General features: G+C 63.0%; 15 protein-coding genes and 1 tRNA gene. 7 read left to right on the top strand and 9 right to left on the bottom strand.

Annotated elements, in window-relative coordinates:
• Positions 1-160 precede the first annotated feature (160 nt).
• The 3 genes from V6B15_RS01525 to V6B15_RS01515 all read left to right on the top strand — a co-directional run bounded on the left by V6B15_RS01525 (position 161) and on the right by V6B15_RS01515 (position 3,447).
• Complete coding sequence (locus V6B15_RS01525) at positions 161-862, top strand: Cap15 family CBASS effector (protein ID WP_232508384.1); 702 nt, start codon at positions 161-163, stop codon at positions 860-862.
• Positions 862-1,992 (top strand): hypothetical protein, encoded by a 1,131-nt coding sequence (locus V6B15_RS01520; RefSeq protein WP_063513146.1) that lies wholly within the window; start codon positions 862-864, stop codon positions 1,990-1,992. The genes V6B15_RS01525 and V6B15_RS01520 overlap by 1 nt, the downstream gene beginning before the upstream one ends.
• A 108-nt stretch (positions 1,993-2,100) precedes the next feature.
• Entirely contained in the window at positions 2,101-3,447 is a 1,347-nt protein-coding gene (locus V6B15_RS01515) for a phospholipase effector Tle1 domain-containing protein (protein WP_063510781.1), read from the top strand.
• Positions 3,448-3,515: 68 nt separating this feature from the next.
• On the opposite strand, the gene V6B15_RS01510 is transcribed toward V6B15_RS01515, so the two are convergent.
• Positions 3,516-3,589 (bottom strand) — tRNA-Cys (locus V6B15_RS01510).
• Positions 3,590-3,713: 124 nt separating this feature from the next.
• Between V6B15_RS01510 and V6B15_RS01505 the strand changes: the two genes are divergently transcribed.
• Positions 3,714-4,493 (top strand): acyl-CoA thioesterase, encoded by a 780-nt coding sequence (locus V6B15_RS01505; protein WP_334199776.1) that lies wholly within the window; start codon positions 3,714-3,716, stop codon positions 4,491-4,493.
• 79 nt (positions 4,494-4,572) lie between these two features.
• On the opposite strand, the gene V6B15_RS01500 is transcribed toward V6B15_RS01505, so the two are convergent.
• Positions 4,573-5,235 carry a hypothetical protein gene (locus V6B15_RS01500; RefSeq protein WP_334199775.1) on the bottom strand — a complete coding sequence of 221 codons (663 nt, stop codon included), beginning with the start codon at positions 5,233-5,235 and terminating at the stop codon, positions 4,573-4,575.
• Positions 5,236-5,491: 256 nt separating this feature from the next.
• Entirely contained in the window at positions 5,492-6,658 is a 1,167-nt protein-coding gene (locus V6B15_RS01495; protein ID WP_334199774.1) for a hypothetical protein, read from the bottom strand.
• A 543-nt stretch (positions 6,659-7,201) separates the two neighbouring features.
• Between V6B15_RS01495 and V6B15_RS01490 the strand changes: the two genes are divergently transcribed.
• Positions 7,202-7,606: a GFA family protein gene (locus V6B15_RS01490; RefSeq protein WP_334199773.1), complete on the top strand. Its 405-nt coding sequence runs from the start codon at positions 7,202-7,204 to the stop codon at positions 7,604-7,606.
• Positions 7,607-7,663: 57 nt separating this feature from the next.
• Here V6B15_RS01490 and V6B15_RS01485 read toward each other — a convergent pair whose 3' ends face one another.
• Positions 7,664-8,161, bottom strand: a complete 498-nt coding sequence (locus V6B15_RS01485; RefSeq protein WP_334199772.1) for an RrF2 family transcriptional regulator — start codon at positions 8,159-8,161, stop codon at positions 7,664-7,666.
• Between the two features lie 68 nt (positions 8,162-8,229).
• On the opposite strand from V6B15_RS01485, the gene V6B15_RS01480 reads away from it, so the two are divergent.
• Entirely contained in the window at positions 8,230-9,156 is a 927-nt protein-coding gene (locus tag V6B15_RS01480) for a hypothetical protein (RefSeq protein ID WP_334199771.1), read from the top strand.
• Positions 9,157-9,292: 136 nt separating this feature from the next.
• Here the strand turns inward: V6B15_RS01480 and V6B15_RS01475 are convergent, their stop codons facing one another.
• From V6B15_RS01475 to V6B15_RS01455, 5 genes are all read right to left on the bottom strand, one after another.
• On the bottom strand, positions 9,293-10,042 hold the full coding sequence (locus V6B15_RS01475; protein WP_334199770.1) for a hypothetical protein: 750 nt from the start codon (positions 10,040-10,042) through the stop codon (positions 9,293-9,295).
• A gap of 160 nt (positions 10,043-10,202) precedes the next feature.
• Entirely contained in the window at positions 10,203-10,418 is a 216-nt protein-coding gene (locus V6B15_RS01470) for a hypothetical protein (protein WP_334199769.1), read from the bottom strand.
• Between the two features lie 512 nt (positions 10,419-10,930).
• Positions 10,931-11,728 carry a crotonase/enoyl-CoA hydratase family protein gene (locus tag V6B15_RS01465; RefSeq protein WP_334199768.1) on the bottom strand — a complete coding sequence of 266 codons (798 nt, stop codon included), beginning with the start codon at positions 11,726-11,728 and terminating at the stop codon, positions 10,931-10,933.
• A gap of 80 nt (positions 11,729-11,808) precedes the next feature.
• Entirely contained in the window at positions 11,809-12,462 is a 654-nt protein-coding gene (locus V6B15_RS01460; protein ID WP_334199767.1) for a winged helix-turn-helix domain-containing protein, read from the bottom strand.
• Positions 12,463-12,569: 107 nt separating this feature from the next.
• On the bottom strand, positions 12,570-13,757 hold the full coding sequence (locus V6B15_RS01455; protein ID WP_320181725.1) for an LL-diaminopimelate aminotransferase: 1,188 nt from the start codon (positions 13,755-13,757) through the stop codon (positions 12,570-12,572).
• Positions 13,758-13,892: 135 nt separating this feature from the next.
• Here V6B15_RS01455 and V6B15_RS01450 point away from each other — a divergent pair, with 135 nt between their 5' ends.
• Positions 13,893-15,758 carry a PHA/PHB synthase family protein gene (locus V6B15_RS01450; protein ID WP_334199766.1) on the top strand — a complete coding sequence of 622 codons (1,866 nt, stop codon included), beginning with the start codon at positions 13,893-13,895 and terminating at the stop codon, positions 15,756-15,758.

The raw sequence follows: 15,758 nt of genomic DNA, 5'->3' as shown, positions 1-15,758 counted from the left end.
GCATCCTCGATGTCCTTGTCTGGGTGTGTCGGTCGCGCCATCCCGCTGCGGTATGGCCCGCGTTGACATGAGTCAACCGTCCACAGGAGGCCTGACGACCAAAAGATAAGAAAGCGTTGACATATGTCAACACTTTCGCTAGATCAGCCATGCTTCGACGGTGAAGCACGATGGAGATTGTGATGAGGGACATGGCTGCAGCATTCAGCTTGAAACGGTGCGCGTCGTGATCCACGATCACGAATATGCGCTACTCGGCGGTATGAACCGGGCGAAAGTGGGCCGGTATCTGAGTGTCGCGGCAGCCGCGATCTCCGCGCTCGTCATGCTTTGCGTATTGGCGTTGTGGGATGTGGCAAAAGCGCTTGGCTTGCCGCCGAACATTCCGCCTGCGGTCCTTTCGCTGATCGGCGCCGGTTCGATATTCACCGTGTTGTATTGGTTCCTCGATCGGCATGCTTGGAAATGGGCACCGCTCGGCGGCTGGCTGAAGGCCCCCGATCTCAGCGGCGAATGGGACTGCCAGGGCACAACGCTGGCTCCCGACGGTTCGGTGGCATTCGAGTGGTCTGGAACGGTCAAGATCGTGCAGAGCTGGGACAAGATCCGCGTGCGGCTGACCACCTCGACATCCGGATCCAACAGCCTGGCCGCAGCACTGGTGTGTGACGAGGCAGATGGATTTCGCCTTCTCTACAACTACCGGAACGATCCGCGGGTGGGAGAGCCCGAATTGCAGAGTCACCGTGGATTCGCCGAAATCGTCTTTTCCCCTGACCGCTCAACGGCGGAGGGAGAATATTTCAACGGCCATGGCCGCTTTACTTTCGGAACAATGAAACTCGTGAAAGGAGTTGCCTGATGCCTCGGGACATTAATACGCGCCTCGAGAATCTTCGCATCCGCCGTAAGGGGGTCGACGCCGCCCGATCTGGCCGGGTGACGGCGTCGGTTGCCGATGAGGTATTGCGCAAGAGCGTGATCCAGGAATCCTGGCAACGCCGTGCCACTGAACAACCTTACACTCGTTATGCACTCGGCGCCATGCAGGCGGTTGACCCCGCCTATACGCAGAAGAGCCACGACGAGGCTGATAGGGTGGCAAAGCAGCTGCGCAGTGGATTGTCCATTCCGATTGAGATGCGACTGCAGGGCTCGGTTCCGCTCGACGTCCATATTCGAGGCGTCAGCGACGTGGATCTCCTGGTCATCCGGACCGATTTCCTGTGTTATGACACCTTCGGCGCGTTGGCCACGAGCGGATGGTATAGCCCATCGAGCAAAACGTCCTTGTCGGTGCTTCGCGAACTGCGCATCGAGTGCGAAGAATTGTTGAAGCGGCGCTATTGGGGGGCGGATGTCGATTGCGACGGCGGCAAGTGCATTGCGCTATCAGGTGGTAGCTTCGAACGGCCGGTCGATGTGGTTCCGTCCCATTGGCATGATACGGTTGACTATCAGGCATCCCGGCTGGAGCAGGAACGCGGCGTCTACATTCTCGATAAGAAGATTCCGGACACCTTCTCGAACCTGCCGTTCAAGCACATCAAGCGAGTGCACGAGCGCGACCTATCGTATTTCGGAGGCTTAAAGAAGGCGATCCGCCTCGTGAAGAACGTAAAGAACGACGCTTCGGACGAGTCGACCGCTGCGAAGCTTCCGAGCTTCGACATCGCCGCACTGATGTATCACGCCGATGAGACCAGCCTGAAGGCGGGCTATGTCAATGAACTCCATATCCTGTCGGAGGCACAGCGTTTCCTCGATTGGTGCTATCGAAATAAGGACGATGCTGGTCGGCTGACCACACCGGACGGACTTCGCCGAATCTTGGATACCGAGGCCAAGCGCAGCGGACTGCTCGCGATCTCCAGCGAACTCGACGACCTCGCGCAGCAGGTGGCCCGTGAGCAGGGATCGCTCGGGCCATCGCCCTCTTGGTCCAACGTATACTCGACACTTGGAAGTGCGCGAGTTCCCGATGCTGCCTGAAATCTTCGTCGACGAAGCGTCGGGAGCGGTGAGCTAGCGAGTGTCTTCTGCCCCCTAAACTGAACCAACAACGGCTTCTGGTCATGTTGGCCATGAAAGAGGATGAATATGAAGCGCCTGATCTTCTGTTTCGACGGGACCTGGAACAAGTTATTGCCCGACGTCGCGACCAATGTGGTCCTAACCGCGGCAAGCATTGACCGTGTTGATCCGGCGGGCGTCCCGCAGGTGATCCATTATGACGAAGGCGTCGGAACCGGCGACCTCGAGCAGATTCGTGGCGGGATGTTCGGCTACGGGCTTATGGACAATGTGCGCGAGGCCTATCGCTTCTTGGTGTTCAACTACGATCCTGGCGACGAGATATTCGTTTTCGGGTTCTCGCGCGGTGCTTTCAGCGCGCGAACCTTCATCGGTTTCATCAGACACGTCGGCCCATTGCACCGTCTCCATGTCGGTCGGATCGACGAAGCGGTTGGCCTCTACGAAGATCGTCTGAAGGGAAAAGATGGCTCTGCCGAGGCCATGCGAAAGTTTCGCTCAACATATTCCGACAAGGTGTGCATCGGACAAGGTGATGAAGATTGGCGCTGTTCGAATGTTCCTAATTACATAAGTGGGAGCGCTCCGCTCATGACCATCAAGTATCTCGGCGTCTGGGATACGGTCGAGGCCATGGGCATTCCCGAGATCATTCCCGGAAGCGACTGGTTCAATCGCGAATACGATTATCATGACGCATCACTGGACACCTTCGTCGAGAGCGCGCGCCATGCGGTTGCGATCGACGAACGTCGCAAGCTCTTCCCTGTCGTTCGCTTTGACGATGTTGATCAGCTTAATGCGAGCCGCGGCTTCGATAGCAGCAGCGACGACGCTCCTTATCAGGAGCGGTGGTTTCCGGGTGTTCACGGATCGATCGGTGGCGGTGGCGACATCCGCGGACTTTCCGATGACGCTCTCATGTGGGTCTTGACGGGTGCGAAGAGAGCCGGACTGCGATTGGACACCGCCCGTGGAACCAGGATTCACGGCTTGCGGCCAGACCCTTTCGCGCCGTTGGTCAACGAAGCAGATCCGGAGTTCAGTGTAACTGGGTTGATAAAGGGCGACCGTGACGGTCCGCAGCATCTATGGCAGCTATCCAATAGCGCCATCCGCCGCTGGCGAACTCCCGCTAGTGCATTAGGTGGCGAAGCCTACCGACCCGGCACGCTCGATAATGTGAAGCAGGAACTTAACGCTTTGGGTCCTTGGAGCTTCGAGCCGCCCACCGACCTAGTGACGGAAGAAAAAGTGGGTATCGGCGATTCCCTCAGCAAGTTTGCCCATAAGCACTATGGCGATGCCGAGCTATGGCCCGAAATTTACGAGGCCAACCGAGATCGCATCCTCGACGAGGACGAGATATTTCCCGGTCTTTCAGTCCGGATACCCCGTCGCTCACCAAGCTGACGCAATTTAGAAGAAAGGCCCCTCATTCTGCAAAAATGAGGGGCTCTTGGTGCAATATGATAGGGAAGTGGAGGCCCGAGCCGGAATCGAACCGGCGTGCAAGGATTTGCAGTCCTCTGCGTAACCACTCCGCCATCGGGCCTCGCCCGGCCTCTCGGTCGGGAAGCGGCGCACTAGCGATTCTCGCGGGCAAAGGCAATCGCCTCGTCGCGCCTTACGTAACGTCAGTCTGGACGCGTGGCGGGATAGGCGCAATGACCTTGCGCATGAGCATTGCCAACCTCCTCGATCCGATCACTGCAGCAGGCGGCGAAACGCGCTTTTCCGGGCTCGACCACTGGATGCAGGGGCGCACGCTGTATGGCGGCGCCTCGGCGCTGATCGCCTATACCGCGGTCGCCCGCGCCTTTCCCGACCTGCCGCCCTTGCGCGGCGCGCAGGTCGCCTTCGTCGCCCCGACCGGCCCCGAGGTCGAGCTGCGGCGCGAGATCGTGCGGCAGGGCCGCAATGTCGCGCAGGTGCGCAGCGAGATCTGGTGCGAGGAGAAATGCACGCTCACCGCCTTCTGGCTGTTCGGCACCGAACGCGAGGCCAATGCGATACATGATGCCGCACCGGTCGCCGACTGGCCCGGACCGCCCGAGGAAGCCGAACCGGCGATGCACGGCAAGGGTCCCGCCTTCATCCAGAACAATTTCGAGATCCTCCGCGCGCAGGAGCAGCAGGGGCCCGGCGAACCGGTGGTGCGCCGCTGGGCGCGGCTGACCGATCGCGAAGGCCTCGATCCGGTGAGCGAGCTGATCCTGCTGGGCGATGTGCTGCCGCCGGGTGCGATGCGCGCGATGAAGCGACCGGGGCCGATCAGTTCGGTCAACTGGTCGTTCAACCTGCTCGAACCCGCGCCCGCGACTCGCGACGGCTGGTGGATGAGCGAGAACGCCAGCCAGCACGCCGCTCATGGCTATTCCAGCGAGCGGTTGCGGCTGTGGAATGCCGACGGCAAGCAGGTGCTCGACGGGATCCAATGCGTGGCGGTGTTCGGCTGAGCCCGATCGGGGCGACAGTCGGGCGACAAGGGCGACACTGTGTCGCCTGCCATAGCGACGTCACATGCCACTGTAATTACTAGATAATTCCGCCCCTATCGGTGGGCGACACTTCGGCGGGCACCCCCGCCCCCTCTTCGCCCGGATCGACGGCATCCGCACCATGTTCGGACCGTTCCCCTTCGGCCTCGGCCTCGGAGAGTGCCTCGCGCTCCTCTTCGGCATCGCCCCGCCAGTGCGGCGGCCCGCGTTCGACCCGATCCGCGAGCCCGGCCAGATCGCCGGTTTCGAAGGCCGCTTCGGGCAGGAAATCGTATCGGGGCTTGCGCACCAGGCCCTGGCGCATGGCGAGCAAGGCCAGCGTCAGCCGTTCGTCATAGCGGCGCGACGTGCCAACCAGTTCGCCATTATAATAGTGCGGCACTTCGACCCCGTTGAGCGCGCGGTCGAGCGCCGCCTCGGCGAGCACATCGAAGCGCGCGGCGAAGGCCGCCTCCCAGGCCCTGTCGAAAGGCGTTCCGCGCAGCCGCGCGCGCAGCTTGTAGGCCGATTGCCGCCCCATCCCCACCGCGCGCGCCGCGGCGGAGACATTATGCGTCGCGGCGAGCTCGCGCAGGAAGGCGGCCTGCCGCGCGGGCGTCCAGCCGCCATGGCGCGGATCGGCGGAAGTTGCGGGGAGCGATGCAGGCGCGATGTCGTCACCGGCCGGCACGAAGGAGGAAGGGTGCGGTTGGTCTGTCATCCGCAAGGTTAAGACAAATTCGGCGCGTGTAGGAAAGGGTTTTGGGCAAGGCCGGACGTCGTCGTTCATTGCCTGGTGGGATGCGGGTCCGGACCGCCTTGCACGCTGCGCAGACGCCTGGCTTGCGGGGCAGCACCCCACAAGCCGGGCCCGGGACAGGCAGCCGGCGCGTTTGATGCCGGCGCAGGATGCGAAGGCCTTATGGTGCCGGCCCGGTAACCGTCTGCTGCGCGGCCCCGCCATCGCGAGCCATAATCTACGCGGTCTGCAGTTGGTTGAAATAGGTCACGAGATCGGTCGTCTGGCCGGTGGCCAGCGCATCCTGCACATCTTGCTGCGACATGCCCGGTTCGAGCTGCGCGTTGTTCACATTGATGTCGAGGATCAGGCTGCCCGCCTGGTTATAGGCATCTGTCCAGGCAGCGACGGCTTCGTTCAGATCGTCGGCGACCGCCTGATAGTTGCACGCCTGTTCATCGGCGATCGCGGCCTGAATGTCGTTCACAGCATTCTTCACCTCGTTGTCGAGCGTCTGCCATTCCGCCTCGACATTTTCGAGGTTCGACTGCACGTCGGCCGTCTGCGCCGCGAAATCCCCATATTGCTTCGCCATGCCCTGGAGCACCGCGACGTCCTGGGTGAGCCCGGTGATCTGGGCCTGCTTCGCTTCGATCTCAGCTTTGTCCGCCTTGATCTTGATCGCATCGAGGGCGATGTACGTGGTGGCCACCACGACGACAGGCCCGAGCACGATCCAGGCGAGCGCCCCGAAAGGCCACGCGGCGATCGTGGCGACCACACCAAGGGTAAGCGCAATGCCGTCGGCGATAGCGAGACCAACGATGGCCGCGGTCAGCGATTTGATATCCGCCTTGAGCTGCTCGATCGCGGCGTTCAGATCATCGATTTTCTCCTGATCCGCCCCGGCGTCGGCCGACGACTTGTTCGCGATCGTCTGCAATTGTTGCGCCATATCCGGCACCTTGTTCTGGTAATTCTGCACGGCCGAGAGTGTGCCCGAGACGAAGGCAAGCACCAGCGAGACCTGCGACTTGACGAGGTTCAGGTCCGCGGTCAGCGCTGATCTCGCGCCGGCGTTTCCCGGGTTCTGGATCAGCGCTTGGGCCTGGTTTCTCGCATCCTGCAGGGCGGCGGAGATGGTGGCGTTATAGCTCTGGACGCTGGCCGGGACGGTGAGCAAGCGCGCCATCACATTGTTGATCCAGTCAAGCGCGTCCGCCTGGGCGGCCTGGTGCGCGTTGACGAAATCCTGCCAGTCGGGAGGCAGCGTGTTCAGAACACCGAGCTGCGAACTGTAAACGCCGGTCGCTTCGTTATTCACGAAGATGACGCTTTGCTTATATGCGCTTTGAACATCGGCGATATTCCGAGCGCTATTGCGGAATGCGTGGTGAAGAGCCATTGCAACATCCTCCTGTTGGCCAGACCGACAAGATGACTCCAAATGATCAGGCGCGCAAACGAGCATAGAACGCGAACGCTCGGTGCAAATGACACCTTCAAGTCGGCGTGGTGTTTTCTTTATACATTCGAATATTTACAGCGTCCACGGCACGACGCTTGCGCAGGTTAGTTAAATTACGTCCAGAACGGCGACATCTGTTCGATCATATACTTCCCGACTCGCCGGGCAATTCTCGATAGACAGGATGATTGCGCGAACTGGCCCGGCCCAACCGGGAAGCTTCGCGCTCGCCTCGGCGGGCGCAATCACTGCCGGTGCAGCGCGATCACTAGGTCCATTCCGGTTCCATCGCGGACTTCATGCCGCCCGGCCAGCGCCGCGGCGGCGGGGTTGGGCGGCTGCTGGGCGGAATTGGCCAGCGCCGGGATGGCCTTCGAGGGTGAGCGAGAACGCGACCCGGCACGCGGCGCATAGGTATTCCAGCGAGGGGGTGTCCGAATTCGGGTGCAAAACGCGCGCCGCCAGCGCTATCACCCGCGGATGATAAAAACGTCCTGCCTGTGCGGCCAGATCGGTCTTGAGCTGACAAAGCGACCCGAATTCATTCACGAGTGTAATTGCACATTATGCAGCAAGACGGGTGCGCGCTGGGCCTATTTCCACCCCTCCGAGGTCACCGTTCACGGCCAGACGCAGGGGTTCCGCAGGGCCGACAAGGAAGAGCCCAATGCCGAGGTGCAATTCTGTCCGACGTGCGGCGCAACGAGCCATTTCGTGCTGACCGAGAAGGCCATCGCGGCTCACGGAAACACGATGATGGGCGTGAACATGTGGTTGGCCGATGCAGGCGACCTGGCAGGGATCGAACTGCGCCACCCCAATGGTCGCGACTGGTCGGGCGACGGCGACTTTACCTATGTGCGCGAGGCCCGATCGCTGGGGTAAGCTGAAGCGCGCGCGATCTGCGCCGGCCCCCTGACCACCGCCCCCAACCCCTGCGGGTCAGCCGCGCGTCCGCACATTGCCGGAAATCCATGCGCCCGCCCGGGCGGTTTTTTCCGGGCCCAGCTGCGCGGCGACGGCGCCTGCCAGCGTCGCGAGATCGACTTGCGCCAGGCTGGAGCGATAGGCTTCTTCCGCGCGCCAGAACCCCGCGGCGATATTGCACGGCACTTGGCAATCGGCGGGCTTGCTGGCGCAGGGACCGTTCTGGCGGATCTCGCTGCAGCGGAACATCGGCTCGTCGCCATCGACCGCCAGCAATATGTCGAGCAGCGTGATATCGCCGGGCGCGCGGGCGAGCGTGTAGAACCCGCTCCTCCCGCGCCCGCCGGTCACGATCCCGGCGCGCGCCAGCGCCTGCATCTGCTTGGCCATATAGGGCTCGGGCAGCGCATGGAATTCGGCCAGCGCCGACAGCGGCAAGCCCTTGTCGGGCCACAGCGGCACCAGCAGCGCGCAGGCATGGCCTGCCCATTCGACGCCCTTGTTGATCCGCATGCCCGCCATTCCTCTTGCGCGGCCTCCTTTAAATGGATATTCGATATCCGGATATAGGGAGTCCGATAATGTATGGCAAACCTGACGCGCTCGACCGGCTGGTGCAAGCCCTGCTGGCGCTAGCCGCGCTGTTCGCACTGGTCTTCGGGCTGTTCATGCTCGCCGACCCGTTCGGGTGGTACCAGTTCGTGGACACGGTCAAGGCAAGCGGTCCGGCCAATGCGCATTTCATCCGGGATATCGGGCTCGCCTATCTCGTCTCGGGCGCGTTGATCGCTTTCGCAGCGGCCAATCCGGGGCTGCGCTGGGGCAGCGCGCTGGTCGGCGCGGCGTGGCTCGGCGCGCATGGCGTGCTGCATATCTACGAAGTGCTCACCGGGATCTGCGGCCCCGGCATCTTCTGGCGCGACGCGCCCGGCGTGCTCGGCCCGCCGCTGGTGGTGCTGGTTGCGATTGCGATCCAGCTGGGCCGCCAGCGCGTCTCGCCCGTGCCCCTGCCCAAAGGCGTTTTCATCAACGGGATGAGGCGGATGGTGGGCGATGCCGAGCCCTATTACGACGATCTGTCCGCTGCGGGCGGCTTCGCGGTCGAGAAATTCCAGCACTCCATGGTGCTGGCGGGGCACTATTACCATGCGCCCAGCGACATGATCCACATGGCCCGGCTCGGCTCCACCCGCGCGGAGGATTGCGGGCCCTGCGTCGAGATCGTCCGCAATTTCGCGCTGGCCGACGGCATGGACAAGGACCGGTTGCAGAACGCGCTGATGGGCCGACCCGAAAGCGAAGCCGATGCACTCGCCTTCGGCTTTGGCGAGGCGATCGCCAGCGGCGATATCCTGCGCGCGGCCGAACTGGGCGAAGAGATCGAAGCAAAGCATTCGCGCCCCGTCCGCACCGAAATGACGCTCGCCGCCGCCAGCGGCAGGCTGTTCCCCGCGATCAAGCGCGGCCTGGGCTATGCCTCGGCCTGCACGATCCCGCGGGCGGGGTGATTGGTGGGTGCGGGAAGCGGAGAGCTACGAACCGAATTCGTCCCGTGATATGGAGAATGCCGAAGTCAGTCTGACGTTCTGGCGTTGCCGTGATTGCGCGCGTCGCGGGCCATCAGCGGCAGAAAGACGGCGCGATTCATCTGTACAGCTCCGTGCTAAACGTTCCGGCAGAAAAACGTGCTGTGAGGTCGTTGGTTGTTAGGTCTTCGGACGCCGTCGATGTTCCATCGAAATGCTTCTTCCGATACTGGCCCAACCATCTCAATCGCCGTTCAATCCCGCTCGTAACCGGATCGTCGATCACCTGCACAGTGATGCGCTTGAGGCTGACGCCTTCGCCAAAGGTAGCGGCTAGTTCGTCCGGATCGAGCTCTTCGACGCTAGTCGGATCGTCGAGGTCGCCGAAGGTTACCAGCATCGGATAGGCCGAGCGTTCATTCACCTGGTCGGCGCGCGAAAAATGTCGCGGCACGGTCCTTTCCGGCCGGTGCCGCAGCATGTTCCGATACCCGTCACGAAGAGCATTTTCGCCGGCGTATTGCGGAGAAAGGCGGTACATTCCCCGTCCCGCCCAGTCGATGTCGGCCTCCGAACGCAGCAGTGCGAACAACACCCGCCCCTCGCCGAGATCGACCGTCACCGCTTCGCCGCGTACGCGATTGGTAACCCGCCCGGGTGTCGGGATCGAATATCCGCCCGCGACCTCGGTATCCACCTCAATCACGCTCGATCCGGTTTTCACCCCATCGGGCGTATCGACCTCCACGGTCAGGCGATAGCGATAGGCTGGCGTCTGGTCGGTGAGCGAACACCCCGCGACTGCCAGTGCAAGGCAGAGCATGACCCATCCGGACATGCGGCAAGTTATTTGGCCGAATTGCTGCATAGCGGCGTGCCTAGGCGCAGATCGTCATAGCTATGTTAACGCGCGGAGCCGGCCCGAGGGCCAAGGCCGCGTCACACGTGGGTAAACACCGGCGCGCGTTTCTGAATTTGGGCCATCGGGATTCAGATTGGGTGGGGCAGGCATCGCCTGCCCCCTGTTTCTATTGCGCGTTGCAATTGCCGTACGACACGGTGAAGTTGCTCGTATATGAACCGTCCATCACTTCGAAGCCGTTGCAGTACACGGTAAACTGACCAACGAATTGGCCGTTGTTATCGAAATAGTTGTACTGGATATGGAACGTATCGAGTAGATTGGCCGAAGCTGGTACAGCGAACATGATTGCAGCAGCGACACCGATAAGAGCTTTCTTCATCACTTATCTCCTTTTGTCGAGAGATGCCCGACGAGTCGAATGCTACACAATCCGTCGGATAATAAAAGTCGCACGGCCACGAAAATAATTACTATGGATAGTTAATCCATATTGGATCGAATCGAAAATCTGCAGATCACACGTCACGCCATCATTAATTCTTTATGCTACCATCCAGTTAGTTAACGTGCATTCTTTTTCGTCTTCGACTTTCCACCGGACCCCATCCAGATCGGATACGAAGCCGTCGAGGTCGATCGTTGTTCGCCATGGGAATTGGGGCTCGAACGCCCTCACCGAATAGGACAGCGCTCGCGCGTAGGCTGTCGTCGCTTCAGACCATGCAAGGACATTCGACGGCACAAGTGTGACCGGTCATACCCCCCGCCCTGCGCCCGCCCCCCGCCGAGCGATCTATCCCTAAGTGGTCGAACTGGTGCTTGGCCGGACCGACTATCCGCGGTGGTGGACCGATGCCGAACTGTTTCGATGAGTAAGCGAGGGCCTCCGGGTCACACGTCCTTGAACACCGGGGCGCGTTTCTGCATTTCGGCCATCACCGCCTCGATCTGGTTGGGCTGGCGGATGATGCCGTCCTGTTCTTCGCTTTCGGCCATCAGGATCGCGTCCTCGCCCTCTTCGTGCATCACACGGAACAGCCGCTTGGCGCCGCGGATCGCCTGCGGGTTCTTGTTGGCGATGGTTTCGGCCAGCGCGTTGGCCTTGGCCAGCGGGTCTTCCTCGAGCATGGTGGCAAAGCCGAGCTGGAGCGCTTCCTCGCCGATGAATTCGCGATTGGTGTAGGTCAGTTCGCGCAGCACGTCGTCGCGCACCAGGCCGCGCCACAGCGCATAGCCGCCCATGTCGGGCACGAGGCCCCATTTCATTTCCATCACCGCCATGCGCGTCTGCGGGTGCACCACGCGGATATCGGCGCCGCTGGCAATCTGCAGCCCGCCGCCGAAGCACACGCCGTGGACCGCGGCGATCACCGGGACGGGGCATTTGCGCCAGGTCATCGCGGCTTCCTGCGCGCGGTTGGCATTGCCATGCGTCCGCTCGACCAGCGCGGCCGAGCCTGCCGGTTCGCCGCCAAAGCTCGAGGTATCGAGACCCGCGCAAAAGGCACGGCCCTCGCCCGACAGCACCGCCACGCGCAGGCCCGGCATGTCGCGCAGCGCCTCGCCCGCGGCGAGCACCGCCTCGAACTGGGCCGGGTCCAGCGCGTTCATCTTGTCGCCGCGGGTAAAGCGCACCTGCGCCACGCCGTTGTCGGCCAGATCGATCGAAACGCGGTCATTGAAATTCATGGCAGTGCCTCTCTTCCGAAAATATCCCTTGGCGCCTTGGTAGCCATCGGGCGGGACAAGTCCAGTTGCGCCGCGGGCGATCACGCAGAACGGGCGAGCGGCGGGGCGACGCCGTCGGCCGCCAGCCGGTAGCCCCCCTGCGGGTGCGTTTCGACCAGCCAGCCGCAGCGCGAGACATGGAGCTTGGCGCGCAGCCGCGAGACATGCACTTCGAGCGAATTGGTTTCGGGCACGTGGTCGAGCCGCCAGACATCGCGCAGCAATTGCGCGCGCGTCACCTGCTCGCCCGGAGTTTCCGCCAGCCGCCAGAGCAGCGCGAATTCACGCGGATGGAGACCGAGCCAGCGGCCGCCCAGCCGCCCGTCGCGGTGGAACAGGTCGAGCAGGACGGGCCCGGCCTGGATGCGCCGCGGAAGACCGGCGGCCTGGCCGTCGATCCGCGACAGCCGCGCATCGAGTTCGACATGCGCGACCTGGCTGGCAAGCGCGTCGCCCAGCCCGTGATCGAGCAGCCGCGCGCGTTCCCACGCATTGTCGACGCCGACCGCGACGATCCGCCCACGTGCCGCCAGGTCGCGCCAGTCGCCCGGCCTGCTGGCCGCACGCCAATCGAGCAGGCCGGGGAGCCCCCCGGTCTCGCGCGCGTGGGTCATCGACCAGTCCGCCAACCGCAAATCCCACCGCATCGGAACAATCGGGCTGGTCGACAGCCATACGAATGTCGGCCCCCTCACGAATCGCCCCTCTCGGTACTCCGATATGAGTCGCAGACTAAGTGGAGGAAATCGTTTGCAAACCGGGCTGGCGCGGAGATGCGCCCGATCCGGATGTATCTCTGGCGCTAGCGGCGCGCGTGCTCGGCGAGGAACCGCTTGATGTTGCGCGCGGCCTGGCGGATGCGCTGCTCGTTCTCGACCATGGCGATGCGGACATGGCCTTCGCCTTCCTCGCCATAGCCGACGCCTGCCGCGACCGCGACATCGGCATGCTCGAGCAATTGCTTGGAAAATTCGAGGCTGCCCATTTCCTCGAAGCCCGGCGGCAGCTTGGCCCAGGCGAACATGCTGGCGGGCGGCGAGGGAATGTCCCAGCCGGCGCGGGCGAAGCTTTCGACCATCACGTCACGCCGGTGCTGGTAGCGCGCGCGGTTTTCCTCGACCACGTCCTGCGGGCCGTTGAGCGCGGCGCAGGCGGCCGCCTGGATCGGGGTGAAGGCGCCGTAGTCGAGATAGGACTTCACCCGCGACAGCGCGGAGATCAGCGTCGGGTTGCCGACCGCGAACCCCATCCGCCAGCCGGCCATCGAATAGGTTTTCGACATCGAGGTAAACTCGACCGCGACATCCTTCGCACCGGGCACTTCGAGGATCGAGCGGGTCGGCTTGCCGTCGTAATAGAGCTCCGAATAGGCGAGGTCGGACAGGACCCAGACCTTGTTCTCGCGCGCCCAGGCCACCAGTCGCTCGTAAAAAGCGAGATCGACCGTCTCGGCGGTGGGGTTGCTGGGATAATTGACCACCAGCACCGTCGGGCGCGGCACGGTATAGGCCATCGCGTTGTCGAGCGCCTTCCAGTAATATTCGTCGGGCGTGGTCGGCACGCTGCGAATGGTCGCCCCGGCGATGATGAAGCCGAAGGTGTGGATCGGATAGGACGGGCTGGGCGCCAGCACGACGTCGCCCGGCGCGGTGATCGCGGTGGCCATCGACGACAGGCCTTCCTTCGACCCCATCGTCACCACCACCTCGCTTTCGGGATCGAGTTCGACCTCGAAGCGGCGGGCGTAGTAATTGGCCTGGGCCTTGCGCAGGCCGGGGATCCCCTTCGATTGCGAATAGCCATGCGCGCTGGGCTTGCCGGCGACTTCGCACAATTTATCGATCACATGCTGCGGCGGCGGATGGTCGGGATTGCCCATGCCGAGATCGATGATGTCGCGTCCCGCGCGCCGCGCCGCATGCCGCATCGCGTTGACTTCGGCGATGACATAGGGCGGCAGGCGCTTGATACGGTAGAATTCGTCGGACATCGTGGCTCTTTCGGACTGTAGGCGAGTCACACTGATTACCTATTCATCATGCAGGTGCAATCGGCACGCGTGCATGCGGCGGCGGAATATCCTATCGTCCCCCCAACAGACGCTTGGCAGCAGGCAGGAGCGATGATGACCGACGACGGCCCCGATCCCTTCACGAACATGTTCGAAGCCCCGGCCAAACTCGCGCGGGCGCTGTTCGCGCCGCTGACCGAAGCGACCACCGGCACGGCGCTGAAACCCGAAGACATGCAGCACTGGGCCGAAGTCGGGACGAAGCTGCAGGGCATGTGGCTCGAATACCAGACCGAGCAGCTGGGCGATCCGCAGGCTTTCGCCGCCTATTTCGATCCGGCGCGCTGGATGCGCATGGCCGATGACTGGTACCGCCAGATGCCGCTCGCCGATCCGGCGCGGCAGCAGGCGCTGATGCAGGAAGGCATGGCGCTGTGGCAGCAGGTGCTCGGACAATACGGGCTCAGCCCCGAGGGGCAGCCGGTGGCCGAGGGCGAACCCGACCTGCCGCGTTCGGACCGGCGCTTCGCCGACCCGCGCTGGCGCGCGCACCCTGCCTATGCGCTGATCCACCAGACCTATCTGTTTCTCGCCGAACGCGTTGCCGAGATGGTCGACCGCATGGAGGGCCTGTCGGACGAGAAACGCGAACAGCTGCGCTTCACCACCCGGACGATCACCGAGGCGGCCAGCCCGTCCAATTTCCCGCTGCTCAACCCGGTGGTGATGGAGCGGACGCTGGAGACGCGCGGCGACAATCTGGTGCGCGGCATGGAGCACCTGCTTGCCGACCTGCGGCGCGGGCAATTGAGCCACACCGACGACAGCGCTTTCATGCTCGGCGAGAACATCGCGGTGACGCCGGGCAAGGTCGTGCACGAAACCCCGCTCTACCAGCTGATCCAGTATTCGCCGACCACCGACACGGTGATGGAAACGCCGCTGGTGATCTTCCCGCCGTGGATCAACCGCTTCTATATCCTCGACCTCAACCCGAAGAAGAGCTTCGTGCGCTGGGCGGTCGAACAGGGCGTGACGGTGTTCATGGTCAGCTGGAAATCGGCCGATGCAAGCATGCGCGACGTGGTGTGGGACGATTACGTCCGCGCGCAGATCGATGCGATCGACCATATCCGCGCGCGGCTGGACGTGCCCGCGGTCCACGCCATCGGCTATTGCGTGGCGGGGACCACGCTGGCGGCCACGCTTGCGCTGCTCCACCGCCGCGGCGAGCAGGACAAGGTCGCGAGCGCGACCTTCTTCACCGCGCAGGTGGATTTCGAGAAAGCGGGCGAGCTGCTCAATTTCGTCGACGATCCGCAACTCGGCGTGGTCAAGGCGATGACCGCCGATGGCTATCTCGACGGGCGGTATATGGCGGCGACCTTCAACCTGCTGCGCGGCACCGACCTGATCTGGAACTACGTGGTCAACAATTACCTGCTGGGCGAGAACTATCCGGCCTTCGACCTGCTCCACTGGAACGGCGATGTGACCAATCTTCCCGCCAAGTGGCACGAGCAATATCTGCGCGATCTCTACCGCGACAACCGGCTGGTCGAAGCGGACGCGCTGAGCGTCGACGGCACTCCGATCGATCTCGGGCTGGTTTCGACCCCGGCCTATATCCAGGCGGGCAAGGAAGACCATATCGCCCCTGCCGAGAGCGTCTGGCGGATGACCGACCATTTCACCGGCCCGCTCAAATTCGTGCTCGCCGGCTCGGGTCATATTGCCGGGGTGGTGAACCCGCCCGCGGCGCAGAAATACCAGTACTGGACCAATGACGCCGCGCCGCGCAGCCTGGCCGAATTCCGTGAAGACGCCACCGAACACAAGGGTAGCTGGTGGCCCGACTGGATCGAGTGGCTGCGCGAACAGGAAGGCGCGACGGTGCCCGCCAAGGGCAAACGCAAACCGGGTGGCCGCGGCGACACCGTGATCGAAGACGCGCCGGGACGCTACGTCGCCACGCGCTAA

Origin of the sequence: Qipengyuania sp. Mu-71 (genome assembly GCF_036867055.1) — a bacterium.
In the GTDB taxonomy this organism is placed as follows: Bacteria; Pseudomonadota; Alphaproteobacteria; order Sphingomonadales; family Sphingomonadaceae; genus Qipengyuania; species Qipengyuania profunda.
This window is presented reverse-complemented; position numbering and strand designations above follow the sequence as displayed.

Coding starts and splice junctions, on each gene's coding strand:
- V6B15_RS01520 (WP_063513146.1), top strand. CDS start 862: ATGCCTCGGGACATTAATACGCGCCTCGAGAATCTTCGCATCCGCCGT.
- V6B15_RS01515 (WP_063510781.1), top strand. CDS start 2,101: ATGAAGCGCCTGATCTTCTGTTTCGACGGGACCTGGAACAAGTTATTG.
- V6B15_RS01505 (WP_334199776.1), top strand. CDS start 3,714: ATGAGCATTGCCAACCTCCTCGATCCGATCACTGCAGCAGGCGGCGAA.
- V6B15_RS01500 (WP_334199775.1), bottom strand. CDS start 5,235: ATGACAGACCAACCGCACCCTTCCTCCTTCGTGCCGGCCGGTGACGAC.
- V6B15_RS01495 (WP_334199774.1), bottom strand. CDS start 6,658: ATGGCTCTTCACCACGCATTCCGCAATAGCGCTCGGAATATCGCCGAT.
- V6B15_RS01490 (WP_334199773.1), top strand. CDS start 7,202: ATGATAAAAACGTCCTGCCTGTGCGGCCAGATCGGTCTTGAGCTGACA.
- V6B15_RS01485 (WP_334199772.1), bottom strand. CDS start 8,161: ATGCGGATCAACAAGGGCGTCGAATGGGCAGGCCATGCCTGCGCGCTG.
- V6B15_RS01480 (WP_334199771.1), top strand. CDS start 8,230: ATGTATGGCAAACCTGACGCGCTCGACCGGCTGGTGCAAGCCCTGCTG.
- V6B15_RS01475 (WP_334199770.1), bottom strand. CDS start 10,042: ATGCAGCAATTCGGCCAAATAACTTGCCGCATGTCCGGATGGGTCATG.
- V6B15_RS01470 (WP_334199769.1), bottom strand. CDS start 10,418: ATGAAGAAAGCTCTTATCGGTGTCGCTGCTGCAATCATGTTCGCTGTA.
- V6B15_RS01465 (WP_334199768.1), bottom strand. CDS start 11,728: ATGAATTTCAATGACCGCGTTTCGATCGATCTGGCCGACAACGGCGTG.
- V6B15_RS01455 (WP_320181725.1), bottom strand. CDS start 13,757: ATGTCCGACGAATTCTACCGTATCAAGCGCCTGCCGCCCTATGTCATC.
- V6B15_RS01450 (WP_334199766.1), top strand. CDS start 13,893: ATGACCGACGACGGCCCCGATCCCTTCACGAACATGTTCGAAGCCCCG.